We start from the raw sequence: 14,258 nt of genomic DNA, 5'->3' as shown, positions 1-14,258 counted from the left end.
CCAGAACGGCCGCTTTCACCACGGCTGCGGTTTTATTGGGAGTGCCCGGCTTGGCGGTAGTATTTTCACGAAATGGGGGGCGAAATTGGCCGATTGCTGCCTCTTGCGAAGGGCCGCTATCGGCCAAAAGCGGACGCTTAAGAGCGGCAGCTTCCGGCCAGAAGAGGACCTCCAGCCCACCACATTTCTTCAGGAAGAAGCTGCTGATAGGAAGGCAGTCTTGAAAAGGATTTAAACTCGCCTGGCGGGTTCCAGACGTCAACGTACGGAATTAGATTCGTGCACATTCATATTATCTACACCCGAACAGTCATGCTGCTCTCCAAGCATCCTTACCAATCATGGCGAGAAATTCAAAATCAGTACCCTGACTACATGACTTCGCTCGGCCCTTGGGAAGAAGATGCGGTCACGGAATACCTTGCGGATGAATACCCAGAGCTTTCCCCGCATCCGCAAGAGCAAGTCAGCGCGTTCATAGCGGATACTCAAGAGGCAAGAGTGCTTACCTTTTCCACATAAATCGTCTTAGCGATCATTCTCCGAAGCTCGCCCTCGACGTCCCCGTTGGGTCGAAAGCGTTAACCCACGACCGGCAGCTTTCGCCCTAACGCGGACAACTGAATCGTCCGCATAACATCGTCAACCTTTGAGACGGCTCTCTTGTTTAAACCAGACTGGCCGATAACGGACCAGATGTCCCCATTTCTGGATTCTTCTCGGTTGGTGTGAAGTTGACTAAATCCATACTTATCTGCTGTGCGATTTTTCTGACTGGTTGTGTTGGTCACTACCAGCAACCGGCACCGAATGCGCCGCACGCCACCCTTGATGCTCATTGGGGGAAAAATGAATTCATGTCTGGAGGCAGCCAAGTGTATTGGGCCTACTACGATGCTCACTGCCAAGATACGAGAGAGACCGGTGTGCTAGGTAGTGTTTCACCGTCAGAACCTGAAAAGAATCGATTTCTAATCCAGCCTGATCGGCGCATTTACCTGAGCGCACTCAGCTCAGGAATCAAGGAGCGTGAGAACACGGATCAGCCGTTAATCCATAGGAGTTGTTTGAGCATCAGTAGCTTCGTCCCTAATGCGGGGGGGATCTACCAAGTGACCCACTCAGCTCCTAAATCCGGTTGTGCATTGGAGGTAGTTGATATTCAGACAGGGAAAGCGCCTTCAACACTTATCGTTGAGCCTATCGCAAAGGGGTGCGGATTGTGATGGCGTACACAGACAAAGCGTATTGCCACCAACTTATGGCCTCGCCTCATCTGAGACAGTCTTTCTGCCAGCGCAGTGTCTAGTCTGTTGTCTCTACTGGTTGAATAGTCTGGCGATTTCTGCTCGTGCTGACGTGCTGCTTCTGGCCGATTTCTGCCTGTCGTAGCGGGCAGCAATCGGCCAGAACCGGATGTTTAAAGCTGGGATAATGAACTCGTCGAATTTCTTCCTGCTTTAAGAGTTTGCCGACGCGCTTTTACACACTCCGGGCTGGGAAGTAGAGTTAGGAAATCAACTCGTCCCTTTTTATAAAGTAGGTGCAAATGGTGGCTCCCTTCGTTCTCCAGGACTTTGATGTTGGATGGGTCGCCACCGACGCCGTCGGGCAGGTTGCGCTCTTCACTACGGGTGGGCCGGGGCCGGTTCCTGATTCCGCAATGCCCTCCGTCGAAAACTCCGAAGAATTTGTCCTTTCATTGCCGGAGGTGTCCGATGTAGATCGGGTCACTGCCAGGGCTGGCGTAAACGCTTTCGTTGAATTTGCCAAACGTGGGTTCTTCGCGTACGACTGGTCAGACGTTCATCGCGATTCACGCCAGGCCTTGAGGGGGTATGAGCTGCAATGCCGCCCACTGAATCCACTGACACTTTTCGATTTGCCTGCCCCTTTACGGGCATTAGCTGAGGCTACTCGGCTATCTGATGTAACCTTCGGAGAACCCCTCATAGTGATAGGTGATCAGGTTTCTTAGCCTTCATTCGGCGATTCGGAGCCGCTTTTTTGGGCCGGAAGCTTTCAGTTGCGTACCGCAGCTCACGGCCAATAGCTGCGCTTCGCGATTGACGACTTTCGACCCATTGCGACCATTCGCAGGAGCCACCAGAATCGGGGGACTTCTGGTGGTGAGGTGACGCATGGTGAGGATTGAAGTATCAGAAGAAGCCGACTGGACGCTTTTCGAGGACGTGGCCCGGGTTCTTGAGCAAGGGCTGGGAGGTTGCTGGAAAGAGAGGCTCGATGGTCAAGATCAGCGCTACTGGGATCTGTTGGTAGATGAACACACGCTCACCCTGCACCTTGAACACTATTTAGGCATTTCAGTGGGCATTCCCGATGGCGCAGATGACATCGCTCGAAGAGTATGTGTGTTGCTCAAGCAGCCTCTTTGCGGGTAAGCCCGCTCCAACAAAGATCACGTCTGATCTAGACGGCAGCAGTGGGTCGATTTCTGCCTGTAGCCATCGTCAGCTTTTGGCCGTAAGTGGCCCGTCACAAATGGCGGCTAATGGGTGTGATCTTGATCTTTAAACGCAATAGAAGGTCTAGATCGGCCCGCCGGCTTATCCGCGACCATTCCTGCAATAGTCGTTTCCGCATGAAGCCTATGTGATGAGGTAGGACGTCACAATGTCTTCAAGCATGCCCACCAGTTCAGGATCCATGTAGCGGTAATCATCTGGAATATCGAGAGAGTGGAGCCGTTTGTGTTCAAGAAGGCGGGCGTATTCAGCCTGAAGACGATTAAGGTGTTTGCGTTCCATGACAAAGATCACATCAGCCCAGCGAATATCCGCTGGGCTGATAGGTTTACGTGCATTTGGACTGGTTCCTGCTGAACGGGCATTAAAGCCGGTACGACGGCGCCAGATCGCTTCCGCAGTAGGACTACGCCATTGGTTACGGCTACAGACGAACAGGAGGTTAGTCACTCTTAATCCAGTAGTTGACGGGTTGTACGGATGGGATAGCTCATCCCGAGTTGGGGTGCTCTGTAGAGTTTGGCTGCGCGGGTGTACATCAGTTTCCAATGCTTTTCTGGCTTGCACTCCAGCGGACGAACCGTATTGTCGCCTCTGCATTTAAGGGCCTGCATACGTCTCCAGGCGCGGGTTCTTTTCATCGTTATATCCTCGTGAGTACCGGGTTCAGCAGCCGCAGTAATACGAGTTGGAAATATAGTAAACGTGAATCGATGCAGGGGCTAGATAGGTTGAGCGCTTGATACTAGCAGCAGCTAATGACTGTAAGCAGTATCAGCGCCAAACAGCCGACTTCTGCCGGTGCCGAAAGGCCGCTCTGGGTCGATTACGGCTCTCGCGACAGGCAGAGATCGGCCAAAAGCGGCGTTCGATCCACTACCTTCCAGCCAAAAAGCGGAAACGTGCCGATCTGTGAAAGCTAGTCTCTAAGGGTGCGCATTATTTCCCCGACCACATACTTCGTGTATTTCTCACTGGGGTCAGTTTCCGGTGGGTCGTTACTGCGGAACCATTCACCTTGATCGAATGCCTGGTAAAGCGAGAAAGCGGGCTGAGGCATATCGTTAGTCATGCCTACTTCAACCACAGCATTTATGATCCCGTTCATAACGCCCTCGCAAAAATCATAGGGTAGAGATCCTTGGAGATAGCCTTCCGCAACCGCGACGGACAGTCCGTTCAGCACATCGTGCGGTGCAACGCCGAACCTTTCGTAAATGGGGGCTAGATCACTCAGTGTTAAACCCTCTGCTTCCGCTTTTACGGAAAGTTCCTTGAGTTCGACTTTCGATAACACCATGATCATGAGCTTCTTCCGGTTATGTGTAAGGTCGCGCTTACAGAGTGGCCGATCAGCGGTGCCACACTTCAATACCATGCTGCAATACGGACTCATGGTCGGTCAACTTCAGCTACAGGCAATATCCGCTTTGGGTCGGTAGTAGCCTGTAATTAAGCGCTGCTATCGACCCAAAGCGGGCATTTGACAGAAAGCGCGCGTTAACTAACTTTTCACTGCGGCTCCAATTCTGACCACAAACAGCTGCGTCCAATATCGGCCATTAACGTTCCGTAGTCTTCAAAATCACAGACATTCACCTCAGCCTGGCTCGTCCACGTTGCTTCACATTCTTCGCACACCCACAGCAAAATTTTTGTAGAGCGAACCCTCATTGCTCGAACGTAACCTTGGCCGCACCTTCGGCACTCAATTAGCATGCAAATAATCTCTGACAGGACTTCGGCGTAGTCTAATCCTATCGGCCGCTTTTGGCCGAGAGTAGCCATTCATCAAAGCCGTTTTGAGTCCACTGAAAAGGGGACGAATTGATTCTTAATGGATCAATCCGCCCCCATTTTTCATACTTCGACTCAGCCACTGACCTGCCTCGTCTTCTGGATAGCTATGGTCAGCCCGCGGAGGGCGCCTCACGATCAAGGATCTTGGCTGTGAGCAATACGCCCAGCTCACTCAGTTGGTGGATAGCCAGTGCAATATCACGGTGTTTGCCGCTCAGGTCTTCGGATAGATCGAGCAGAAGGGTACTGACAGAGGCGAAGGTTTCGTAACTATTGGCAATGAGGGCTTCATTGCTTGCGTCTGGAGCAACGCAGAAGAGCACGGTTGAATCCTGCATGACGTGAGGCATAAAGATATCCTTACTTGGGCCACCACCTCCCCGCTACTAAACGAGTGGGTGGCAGCTGTACGCAGGTTAGTAGACCGGTGGATATCTAAAGCCGGCGCGTCCGAAAAGGCCCTGCGCACAGCCGCCATCGAGCACAGACGTGATGTCTGACTGATGAAGCTCATGCACATTCAGATAACCGATCCGGGCTACTAAACCCGATCACCGAGAAATTCAGCGACCCCGCCACCTTAGTTTCGACCACCCCAGCGCACAAGCCGGCGGATTCTGACCCACGCGTAGGCAATCGGGCAACCCACTGCCCAGCTTTGGGAATTGTCCTAGGAAACCGCCCTCACACCGTCACCACGATTTTCCCCACCTGCTGGTTCGCCTCCAAAAAACGATGCGCCTCCTGCACCTCATCCAACGCAAATGTCTTCGCAATCACCGGCGCCAACGCGCCCGAGGCCAGCCCGTCCAGAATGAACGCCTTGGCCCGCGCCAGCGCCGCCGGGTCGGCGACGATTTCGGCGTACAGGTACCCCTTGAGCGTCAAACATTTGCCTAACACGGTAAACAACGGAAACGGCGTCGGCTCGGCACTCAGTGCGCCGTATTCCAGCAAGATGCCGCCCTGGGCCATGCTTTGGGTGAGGGCTTCAAAACCCGGCCCGCCGATCGGGTCGAACACCACGCGGGCGCCTTTTCCGTCGGTGAGTTGCATCACGCGTTCCACTAGGTTTTCTTCGTCGCTGACGATGACGTGTGTTGCGCCGGCATCCAGCAGCGCCTGTTTTTTTGCGCGGGTGCGGGTCACGCCGATGGCGGTGGCGCCGACGCTGCGGGCGATCTGGAAGGCGGCGAGGGCGACACTGCTGGAGGCGGCGGTGACCAGTACGGTGTCGCCCTGGGTCAGTTTGGCCTGTTCCACCAGGGCGCCCCAGGCGGTGACGTATTGCATCCAGCACGCAGCGGCTTGTACGAAGCTGAGGGTTTGCGGGTGTTTGACGGTGAGGTGGGCGGGCACGTTGGCGACTTCGCCGTAGGTGCCCCAGCGGGCGATGTCCAGCGGTGGGATGACGCTGACGGCGTCGCCCACCTGCAGGTCACTGACATCGGCGCCGACCGCGACTACCACACCGGCCGCTTCGTAGCCCAGGCGGCTGGGGAATTCGGCTTCTTGCAGGTAGGCGTGGTTGCGGAACATCACTTCGGCGCGGTTGAGGCCGAAGGCTTTGACGTCGATTTGGACCTCATCGGCGGCGGGGGCGGGGACGTCTACGTCTTCGAGTTTCAAGACGCTGGCGTCGCCGTAGGCGTGAATCCGGACGATGCGTGCCATGGGGGGCTGACCTCGGGGTTGATCGATAAGGCGTTCAATGTAGGCCGCAGGCGGGTGGAGATAAAGCACAAACGCCTGCCCGTGCCTCAAGCCTTGGCCAACCTGCGCGCCTCAATCCGCTCAAACAGCCACATCCCCAGCGCCATCGCCAGCACGAACACCCCCACCTGCCATTGCCCGGTCAGCAACAGCGCCACCGCAGGGCCGGGGCACAGCCCGGCGATCCCCCAGCCAACACCAAACACCACACTGCCGAGCAGCAGCCGCCGGTCGAGGGTGCGCCTGGTCGGCATCTGTATCGGCGCGCCCAGCAACGCGGTGCGGCGCTGCCTGGCGACGTAGAAGAACACGCTGCTGACGGCGAGCGCGCCGAGCATGACCAGTGCCAGGGACGGGTCCCATTCGCCGGCCAGGTCGAGAAACCCGAGCACCTTGGCTGGGTTGGTCATGCCGCTGAGGTACAGCCCCAGGCCGAAGATCAGGCCGGCGATCAAGGCGGTCAGTTTGCGCATGCTCAGGCTCCGATCAGATGGCGGATGAGGTAGACAGTGGCAAACCCGCTGCCCATGAAGCACGCCACCGCCACCAGCGAGCGCAGCGACAGGCGTGACAGCCCGCAGATCCCGTGCCCGCTGGTGCAGCCGGCGCCGTAGCGCGTGCCGAGGCCTACCAGCAGCCCCGCCAGCACCAACGCTGCGCCACCGGCCTGGATCGACGCGCCGGGCAAGCTGCCGAACAGTGACCACAGCCAGGGCGAGGCGAGCAGGCCGAGCAGGAACAGGCCCTTTTCAGCGCGGCCTTCAGCGTGTTTGGCCAGCAGGCTGCCGAGCAGGCCGCTGATACCGGCGATGCGCCCGTTGAGCAGGATGAACAGGCCGGCGCTGAGGCCGATCAGGGCGCCGCCGAGCAGGGAGGCCCAGGGGGTGAAGTCGGGGGAGAGGGTCATGGTGCTGGGCCTGCGGGGCGGGATGGGGATGTAGCTTAGCGCTATCACGGTGGTGTGGGGAGGGTCATGAAAAAGCCCCCCTTTTCTCAGCCAGCCGGTCTACCATGCCACCCCGGCAGTGGTTCCACGCGCTACCGAATTCTCTCTTTTAAGGTATCGCCCATGTCCATCGACCAGATCAGCCTGCCCAAGGGCGTCGGCCCCCATGCCACCAAACTGTTCGACGCCATTACCGGCGCCGCCACCCCTGAGGAACTCAACCGCGCCGGCGGCAAGGCCGAGGGTTTTGTGCTGGGGCTTGAGTCCACCAAAGCCATCAAGAGCCAGGTCGCCGAGTCGTTGTATGTGGTGTACGACGACGCGGCGGCGCATCGGGCTAGTGAGTTGAAGGGCTGAGGTCAGAAGCCCTGGCTCACGCTGATCCCGCGTGAGATCGAAAAGCGCGGGTCGATCAACTGCAACCCTTGTTCACCCTTCACCCGGCCGACGGTCACGTGGTAGGTTTTCGGCGCTTCGGAGAGGTTTTCCGGGTGGCGCGTCAGTTGTTCGATCGCCGGGTTTTTCGCCCACGGGGCGACGGGCTTCTGGCGGATGTCCACGGTCACCTGCCAGGATTTTTCCACGGCCGGTCCCATCTGATCGGTGTTGACCTCGGTGCTCTGGACCCTGGCGATCTCATAGCCCTGGGCGTAGCAGAATCCGGAGGCCTGGGGCACGTGGGCGGCTTTACCTGGTTCGGTGAGGGTGTAGGTCTGGTCGCTCTTGGCCAACAGGCCTGCAGCGACCAACGCATCGAAGGCCGGTGCGTTGCCCTTGGACACGCTGCGGGTGAAGCTGTCACCCAGGGTCACGGGGAAGTCTTTGAACATCGGTGCGCTGATGCAGGAAGCCCCTTCCAGGCGGGGTTGCAGGGCGGCTTGGATGTCGGTGTCTGAAGCGCTCTCGCTGCAGGCGGTGAGCAATAGGGTGCTGGTGGCGACGAGGGCCATGGCGGTGATTCGCATCGTTTTATCCTTGACGATTGGGGCAGGTTTTTAGCCCGCGGCAAAGTGTATAGAAATCCTGCTGTCACGAAACCCTCCACGCCGTGGTGTAACCTCTGTCGTTCGAGCGCGTCACCGATAACGGAGAGCCCATGACATTGACTGTCGAAACCCTGCTCAACCTGGCCATGGCCAACCCCATCAACGCCGAAATCACTGCGCGCCTGCCCGACCTGGGCGTGGACCAGTGCTTCCTCACGGCCGGCTGCCTGTTCCAGGCGGTGTGGAATCATCAGTCGAATTTGCCGGCGGCCCAGGGCGTAAAGGACTACGACGTTTTCTACTTCGATACCGACCTGTCCTACGAGGCTGAAGACGCAGTGATCCGTGCGGCCGAGCGCTTGTTCCAGGACTTGGGCGTCAACGTCGAGGTCAAGAACCAGGCGCGGGTGCATCTGTGGTACGGCGAGCGCTTTGGTCGGCCTTACCCGCAGTTGCACACGGCCAGGCAGGGGATTGACCGTTACCTGGTGGCGGGCACATGCATCGGCCTGGAGATTGCCACGGGCGAGGTGTATGTGCCTTATGGGCTGGAGGATGTGGAGCAGGGCGTGTTGCGCATCAACCCGCTGCATCCGGAGCCGGCGTTGTTTGTGCAGAAGGCCCGCAGTTATCAGGCACGCTGGCCTTGGCTGAACATCGTGATGCCCTGAATCGCAGTGAACTTTTACCCGCGTCCTACGCGTCAAAGTTGAAACACCCAGCCAAGGACCGCCCATGACCTTCTTCATCTTCCTGCTCGCCTGCGCCGCCGCTGCCAGTACCGGCATCATCTTCAAACCCGGCGCCTGGTACGACTCCCTGGTCAAACCCAGCTTCACCCCACCCAACTGGTTGTTCCCGGTGGCGTGGACGATCATCTACCTGCTGCTGGCCTGGGCCGGTTATCGCCTGAGCCTTATCCCAGGTAGCCAAATGGTGTTGGCCCTGTGGGCGGCGCAGATTGCGTTGAACACCCTGTGGACGCCGGTGTTCTTCGGCGCCCATCGCCTCGTGGCCGGGATGGTGATTCTTGCGGTGCTGTGGCTGACCGTGGCGACCATGGTGGTACTGGCGGTGCAGCTGGATTTGATCACCGGCTTGATCCTGTTCCCCTACCTGGCGTGGCTGTGCGTGGCGGCGGCGCTGAACTTCTCGATCCTGCGGAATAACCGTTGATGGCCTATACACCCTGGCCCGCCAGTGAGCCGGAACTGGCCGAGATGCGCCGCTTCAACCAGAAGCTTGCCTGGATGCCGCGTTTCAAAATTCGTAATCGCGTCACGCCGCGCCTGATCCAGGCGCTGTTGCGCACCAGCCAAATGCTCAAGAAAGCGCCGGTTGCTGAATGCAAAATGGTTGACTCCGTACCCGTGCGTATCCTGCGACCGAGCGGCAAGCCCAAGGGTGTGGTGCTGGATATCCACGGTGGCGGTTGGGTAATCGGCAATGCGCAGATGGATGACGACCTCAACCTGGGCATGGTCAACGCCTGCGAGGTGGCGGTGGTGTCGGTGGATTATCGGCTGGCGGTCGACACGCCGGTGGAAGGGCTGATGGACGACTGCCTGGCGGCGGCGCGTTGGTTGCTCACCACTAACGAGTTTGCCGGCCTGCCGGTGTTCGTCGTCGGCGAGTCGGCCGGCGGGCACCTGGCGGCGGCGACATTGTTGGCGTTGAAGCAATGGCCGCAGTTGCTCCAGCGGGTAAGTGGGGCCGTGTTGTACTACGGCGTCTACGACTTGACCGGTACCCCGAGCGTGCGTACGGCGGGGCCGCAGACGTTATTGCTGGACGGGCCTGGTATGGTTGAAGCGTTGCGCATGCTGACACCTGGCCTCAGCGATGATGAGCGTCGGCAACCGCCGTTATCGCCGTTGTATGGCGACTTCGAAGGCCTGCCACCGGCGTTGATGTTTGTGGGGGAGTTGGACCCGTTGAAGGATGACACGCTGTTGATCGCTGAGCGGTGGCCGGGGGCAGAGGCGTATCTGTTGCCGGAGGCGGCGCATGGGTTTATTCATTTTCCGGTGGTGATGGGGACGCAAGTGCTTGCCTATAGCCGTGAGTGGATAAGCCAGCGGATGAACGGGGAAGTACTCAACCTTCCATCGTCCGATTAATCTTTCGCCTTTCAATACAGCGCCAAGGAAAAAACGTGCCTGTGAACTCACTTAGCCTACGCCCGGCGATTGTCACTGACCTCCCGTCAATCTACCGAGGGGAGTTGGCCTACATCCAACAGTGGGAGCCCACCCACGAAGCCGGCTGGCGCTCGCAGGTGGAGCGCAACCTCGCTTTGTGGGTCGATAACTTCGAGCTGCTCACTGTAGCGGTGCTCGACGGTCAATTTGTCGGGTATTCGCTATGGAAACCCGAGGACAGTTTTGCCGAGCTGTACACGATCAACGTCAGCGAAGCTTATCGGCGCAACGGGATAGGTCGGGCATTACTGCAGGCTTATGGGGTTGCGGCGCGGGGCAGCGGCTGCACTCACCTGAGTTTAAGCGTGCGCCCAGACAACCCTGCCCGGCTGATGTATGAATGTGCAGGGTTTATCGCGGTGGGGACAGACGCCCATGGTTACCTTCGCTATGAACGCGCAAATGAATTGGGAACTTAAAACTTGATCGATTAGTCAGGTTGTTCGGTTGCTCTTATTCTCTAAAAAGGACTCCCCATGCGCGAATACGCCCTCGACTATTTGTTCAACAAAGAGTCCCGCACCCATGTGTTCGAACTCAAGCAACCCCAATTGCCGGTGCATGAAGCGGCATTGCACCTGCTACAGCTGCATTTTGGCGACGCCGAGAATGGCTTGATCCTGCCGCCCGCGGATGCCAGCCCGGATGAAATTCTGGAGCAAGCGCAGGTGGTGGGGATTACGCAGATAGCCGTTGCATGAGTTCACGCCCGATCATTCAGGTGGCCGCTGCCTCGGATATCCCTGAGGTATTGAGGTTCGTGTTGCAAGCCCGTGCCGAGCTTTTCCCCAAGCTCAGAGCGACGGGGATGCAGACGGACTTGGCGCGTTTCGAGGCGATCTATCTGCACGGCGATGGACGATTTCTGATCGCACGTGATGAGGGCCAGATCGTCGCTGCCATCGGCTATCTGCCCTATGACGGGCGTTTCCCGCAGTTGGACTACCAGGGCCGCAAGACGGTGGAGGTGGTGCGCTTGTTCGTAGCGCCAGGGTTTCGCCGTTTTGGCTTGGCGGGGCAGTTGTACCGTGCATTGGAAGCGATGGCGCAGGCGGATGGGGTTGAGGTGATGTACCTGCATACCCACCCGTTCTTGCCGGGGGCGATTGAGTTCTGGGTTCGGCAGGGGTTCGACGTGGTGGATGTGGAAGCAGACCCGGTGTGGCGGACGACGCATATGCAGCGGTTGCTGCAGACCCCTGTAGGAGCGAGCTTGCTCGCGAAGACCTCGTAGGCGCCGCGTTCATCCAGCCAGGACGCGTTATCGTTGACGTTTTTCGCGAGCAAGCTCGCTCCTACAAGGTTTGGTCATACCGGGCGCAGTCGCAGGATCTGCGCCCCATCAAACGGGTCCGTCAGGTAATGCGCCTGCACCCCGAACGTCTCGTGCAAGCGCTGCGGCGTCAGCACTTCCAGCGGTTTGCCCAGGGCCACCAACTGCCCGCGATCCAACACGGCCAGGCGGTCACAGGTCAATGCCTGGTTAAGGTCATGCAGGGCAATCAAGGTGGTGACGGGCAACCCTTGCACGCCCTTCAAGATCGCCAACTGGTGCTGGATATCCAGGTGGTTGGTCGGCTCATCCAGCAATAGAATCTGCGGCCGTTGCGCCAATGCACGGGCGATGTGCACGCGCTGACGTTCCCCGCCCGAGAGGCTGCGCCAGGCGCGCTGGCTCAGGTGGGTGGCGTCGACGTCGTGCAGGGCTTGCTTCACGATGGTGTCGTCCTCAACGGACCACGGGCTCAGCGCCGACAACCATGGCGTACGGCCCAGGGCCACGGCGTCGAATACGCGGATGGCGTCGTCGGTGTCGGCCTGTTGCTCCACCACCGCCAGTTGCTGGGCGATGGCGCGGCGGGACAGCTTGCCCAGGCGCTGGCCGCCCAGCAGCACTTCGCCGGATGCGGGTGCACGCAAGCCGGCGAGCAGCTTGAGCAAGGTGGATTTACCTGAGCCGTTCGGTCCGACAATCCCCAGGGTTTCACCCAACTGCACGTCCAGATGAACATCCCGCAGCAACTCGGCCTCGCGCACCTTGAAGCCCAGCCCGCGGCAGCTCAATACGCTCATCGCGCATTCCTCCGGCCAATCAGGATGAGCGCAAACACCGGCGCACCGACCAGCGCGGTGACCACACCGACCGGAATCACCTGGCCTTTGATCAGCGTGCGCGACAGCACATCCGCCGCAATCAGGAACAACGCACCACCCAACGCGCTGGCGGGCAACAGCCGCGAATGCCCGGTGCCAAGCAACAGGCGCACGGCATGGGGAATCACCAGCCCGACAAAGCCGATAGAGCCGACAATCGACACCATCACCGCCGTCACCAGCGCCGCGCAGCCCACCAGCACAAACTGCACGCGACGCACCGGGATGCCGAGGGACGCCGCCGAGTCGCTGCCAAAGGTAAACGCATCCAGCGCGCGCCGGTGCCACAGGCACACAGTCAAGCCGACGACTGCCACCGGCACCGCCAGCCACACCGAAGGCCAACGCACGCCGCTGAGGTTGCCGAGCAGCCAGAACATAATGCCGCGGGCCTGTTCGGAACTGGCCGACTTGGTGATCAGGAACGCGGTGAGCGCATTGAACAATTGCGAGCCGGCAATGCCGGCGAGGATGATCTGCCCGGTGCCGCTGGCCGAACCACTGGCCCGCGCCAACAGGATCACCAGGGCAAACGCCGCCATCGCGCCGACAAACGCGCCCGCCGACAACGACACCAAGCCGCCGCCCACCCCCATCAACGCCACCAGCACCGCACCGGTCGAAGCGCCGGCGCTGATGCCCAGCAGGTAGGGATCGGCCAGCGGGTTGCGCAACAGCGATTGCAGGATCACCCCGCAGGTCGCCAGCCCGGCACCGCAGGCCGCAGCGACCAGGGCGCGGGTGAGGCGGTAGTTCCACACCACGCCTTCATCGATGGGGTCGAGCACGTAGCCGGCGCCCCACAGTTTGTTGGCGAGTACCTGGAGCACCACCTGTGGCGAGATGGCGGTTTCGCCGATGGCCACGCCGGCGAGCACGGCAATCAGGAGCAGGGCCAGGGCGAGCAGGGTGCGCATCATTTTGGCAGGTCGTAGCCGTCGATGGCCGTGGCCAGTTGTTCAAGGCCGTCGAACATGCGGATGCTAGCCTGCAACGCCAAGGCGTCGAGGATGATGATGCGGTTGTTTTTCACCGCGTCCATGTTGCGCGTGACCGGGTCGCTGCGCAGGAAGGCCAGTTTCTTTTCATGGTCGTCGGCCGGGTAGCGGCGGCGGTCCATGCGGGCGATGACGAGGAAGGTCGGGTTGGCCTTGGCGATGGTTTCCCAACCCACGGCTGGCCACTCTTCATCCGACTGCACCACATTGGAAAGGCCCAGGGTTTGCAGCATGAATTCGGGGATGCCCTTGTGGCCGGCCACGTACGGGTCGCTGGCCATCTCGGCACTGGAGAACCACACCAGCGCGCTGGCCTGCTTGAGGCCTTTGCCCTGCACGGTGGCGACGGATTTGGCCAGGCGCGCCTTGAGTTCGTCGTTCAACTGCTGGCCGCGATCCTGTACGTCGAAAATCTGTGCCAGTTGGCGGATGCTTTTGTAGATGGTCTCGATGCGAAACGGCTCCAGCCGCGTGCCGTCGGCGCCCACCAGGTTGTCCTTGCCTTCGCAGTCGGAGGGCAGCAGGTAGGTGGGGATCTTCAGTTCATGGAACTGCTCGCGGGTGCCGACCACGCCTTGCGGCCCCACCACCCATTCCAGCTCGGCGGCCACCAGCTGCGGGCGCTTGGCGATCACTGCTTCGAAGCTCGGCTCGTTGTTGGCCAGGCGCTCGATGTTATCGTTCTGCGCCTTGTACTGCGGCAACACGCTGTTGAACCACAGTGAAGTGCCGACCACTTTATCGCCTACGCCCAGGGCATAGAGCATCTCGGTGGCCGCCTGGCCGATGGTCACGCTGCGGGCGGGGGCTTGCGGGAAGGTGATCTGGCTGCCGCAGTTTTCCACGGTCAGCGGGTAGTGAGTGGGCGCGGCGTGGGCCAGGGCACAGAAGCCGATACCTGTGAGCAGGGCGGTAACGCGTGGCAGCATGGGGCGATCTCCGAGTGAAGCGTGCGTGCCATTCGGAAATCCACT

19 protein-coding genes are annotated in these 14,258 nt (G+C 59.6%); 9 read left to right on the top strand and 10 right to left on the bottom strand.

Annotation, left to right across the window (positions count from 1 at the left end; genetic code table 11):
- Positions 1-279: 279 nt before the first annotated feature.
- Positions 280-522 (top strand): hypothetical protein, encoded by a 243-nt coding sequence (locus BLR69_RS11570; RefSeq protein ID WP_076955201.1) that lies wholly within the window; start codon positions 280-282, stop codon positions 520-522.
- A gap of 1,619 nt (positions 523-2,141) precedes the next feature.
- Positions 2,142-2,402 (top strand): DUF3630 family protein, encoded by a 261-nt coding sequence (locus BLR69_RS11555; RefSeq protein ID WP_071492864.1) that lies wholly within the window; start codon positions 2,142-2,144, stop codon positions 2,400-2,402.
- 207 nt (positions 2,403-2,609) lie between these two features.
- On the opposite strand, the gene BLR69_RS11550 is transcribed toward BLR69_RS11555, so the two are convergent.
- From BLR69_RS11550 to BLR69_RS11515, 6 genes are all read right to left on the bottom strand, one after another.
- Positions 2,610-2,936, bottom strand: a complete 327-nt coding sequence (locus BLR69_RS11550) for a low molecular weight protein tyrosine phosphatase family protein (protein WP_076955204.1) — start codon at positions 2,934-2,936, stop codon at positions 2,610-2,612.
- A 469-nt stretch (positions 2,937-3,405) separates the two neighbouring features.
- The gene (locus tag BLR69_RS11540) at positions 3,406-3,792 is read right to left on the bottom strand and encodes a hypothetical protein (protein WP_071492955.1); all 387 of its coding nucleotides are present in this window, start codon (positions 3,790-3,792) and stop codon (positions 3,406-3,408) included.
- A 604-nt stretch (positions 3,793-4,396) separates the two neighbouring features.
- The gene (locus BLR69_RS11530; RefSeq protein ID WP_071492865.1) at positions 4,397-4,636 is read right to left on the bottom strand and encodes a DUF6124 family protein; all 240 of its coding nucleotides are present in this window, start codon (positions 4,634-4,636) and stop codon (positions 4,397-4,399) included.
- 334 nt (positions 4,637-4,970) lie between these two features.
- Positions 4,971-5,960 (bottom strand): zinc-dependent alcohol dehydrogenase family protein, encoded by a 990-nt coding sequence (locus BLR69_RS11525; RefSeq protein ID WP_071492866.1) that lies wholly within the window; start codon positions 5,958-5,960, stop codon positions 4,971-4,973.
- Positions 5,961-6,046: 86 nt separating this feature from the next.
- Positions 6,047-6,472 (bottom strand): DUF6691 family protein, encoded by a 426-nt coding sequence (locus tag BLR69_RS11520; RefSeq protein WP_071492867.1) that lies wholly within the window; start codon positions 6,470-6,472, stop codon positions 6,047-6,049.
- A 2-nt stretch (positions 6,473-6,474) separates the two neighbouring features.
- Positions 6,475-6,906 carry a YeeE/YedE family protein gene (locus BLR69_RS11515; protein ID WP_071492868.1) on the bottom strand — a complete coding sequence of 144 codons (432 nt, stop codon included), beginning with the start codon at positions 6,904-6,906 and terminating at the stop codon, positions 6,475-6,477.
- A 162-nt stretch (positions 6,907-7,068) separates the two neighbouring features.
- Between BLR69_RS11515 and BLR69_RS11510 the strand changes: the two genes are divergently transcribed.
- Positions 7,069-7,302: a hypothetical protein gene (locus tag BLR69_RS11510; protein ID WP_058425621.1), complete on the top strand. Its 234-nt coding sequence runs from the start codon at positions 7,069-7,071 to the stop codon at positions 7,300-7,302.
- Positions 7,303-7,304: 2 nt separating this feature from the next.
- Here BLR69_RS11510 and BLR69_RS11505 read toward each other — a convergent pair whose 3' ends face one another.
- Entirely contained in the window at positions 7,305-7,910 is a 606-nt protein-coding gene (locus tag BLR69_RS11505; protein ID WP_071492869.1) for a hypothetical protein, read from the bottom strand.
- Between the two features lie 131 nt (positions 7,911-8,041).
- On the opposite strand from BLR69_RS11505, the gene BLR69_RS11500 reads away from it, so the two are divergent.
- The 6 genes from BLR69_RS11500 to BLR69_RS11475 all read left to right on the top strand — a co-directional run bounded on the left by BLR69_RS11500 (position 8,042) and on the right by BLR69_RS11475 (position 11,366).
- Positions 8,042-8,602 carry a nucleotidyltransferase family protein gene (locus BLR69_RS11500; RefSeq protein ID WP_071492870.1) on the top strand — a complete coding sequence of 187 codons (561 nt, stop codon included), beginning with the start codon at positions 8,042-8,044 and terminating at the stop codon, positions 8,600-8,602.
- Between the two features lie 64 nt (positions 8,603-8,666).
- Positions 8,667-9,107 carry a tryptophan-rich sensory protein TspO gene (gene tspO, locus BLR69_RS11495; RefSeq protein ID WP_071492871.1) on the top strand — a complete coding sequence of 147 codons (441 nt, stop codon included), beginning with the start codon at positions 8,667-8,669 and terminating at the stop codon, positions 9,105-9,107.
- Complete coding sequence (locus tag BLR69_RS11490) at positions 9,107-10,051, top strand: alpha/beta hydrolase (protein ID WP_071492872.1); 945 nt, start codon at positions 9,107-9,109, stop codon at positions 10,049-10,051. The genes tspO and BLR69_RS11490 overlap by 1 nt, the downstream gene beginning before the upstream one ends.
- A gap of 104 nt (positions 10,052-10,155) precedes the next feature.
- Positions 10,156-10,551 carry a GNAT family N-acetyltransferase gene (locus BLR69_RS11485; RefSeq protein ID WP_232000975.1) on the top strand — a complete coding sequence of 132 codons (396 nt, stop codon included), beginning with the start codon at positions 10,156-10,158 and terminating at the stop codon, positions 10,549-10,551.
- 57 nt (positions 10,552-10,608) lie between these two features.
- On the top strand, positions 10,609-10,833 hold the full coding sequence (locus BLR69_RS11480; protein WP_071492873.1) for a hypothetical protein: 225 nt from the start codon (positions 10,609-10,611) through the stop codon (positions 10,831-10,833).
- Complete coding sequence (locus BLR69_RS11475) at positions 10,830-11,366, top strand: GNAT family N-acetyltransferase (RefSeq protein ID WP_071492874.1); 537 nt, start codon at positions 10,830-10,832, stop codon at positions 11,364-11,366. The genes BLR69_RS11480 and BLR69_RS11475 overlap by 4 nt, the downstream gene beginning before the upstream one ends.
- A gap of 74 nt (positions 11,367-11,440) precedes the next feature.
- Here the strand turns inward: BLR69_RS11475 and BLR69_RS11470 are convergent, their stop codons facing one another.
- Genes BLR69_RS11470 through BLR69_RS11460 form a run of 3 tightly spaced genes read right to left on the bottom strand, consistent with a single transcriptional unit; the run spans position 11,441 to position 14,213 of the window.
- On the bottom strand, positions 11,441-12,205 hold the full coding sequence (locus BLR69_RS11470; protein WP_071492875.1) for an ABC transporter ATP-binding protein: 765 nt from the start codon (positions 12,203-12,205) through the stop codon (positions 11,441-11,443).
- On the bottom strand, positions 12,202-13,206 hold the full coding sequence (locus BLR69_RS11465) for a FecCD family ABC transporter permease (protein WP_071492876.1): 1,005 nt from the start codon (positions 13,204-13,206) through the stop codon (positions 12,202-12,204). Before BLR69_RS11465 ends, BLR69_RS11470 begins: the two co-directional genes overlap by 4 nt.
- Positions 13,203-14,213: an ABC transporter substrate-binding protein gene (locus BLR69_RS11460; RefSeq protein ID WP_071492877.1), complete on the bottom strand. Its 1,011-nt coding sequence runs from the start codon at positions 14,211-14,213 to the stop codon at positions 13,203-13,205. Before BLR69_RS11460 ends, BLR69_RS11465 begins: the two co-directional genes overlap by 4 nt.
- Positions 14,214-14,258 lie beyond the last annotated feature (45 nt).

The sequence above is a fragment of the Pseudomonas azotoformans genome, from assembly GCF_900103345.1.
GTDB lineage: Bacteria > Pseudomonadota > Gammaproteobacteria > Pseudomonadales > Pseudomonadaceae > Aquipseudomonas > Aquipseudomonas azotoformans.
Note: the sequence above shows the minus strand (reverse complement) of the source record. Positions and strands in the feature narration are given on the sequence as shown.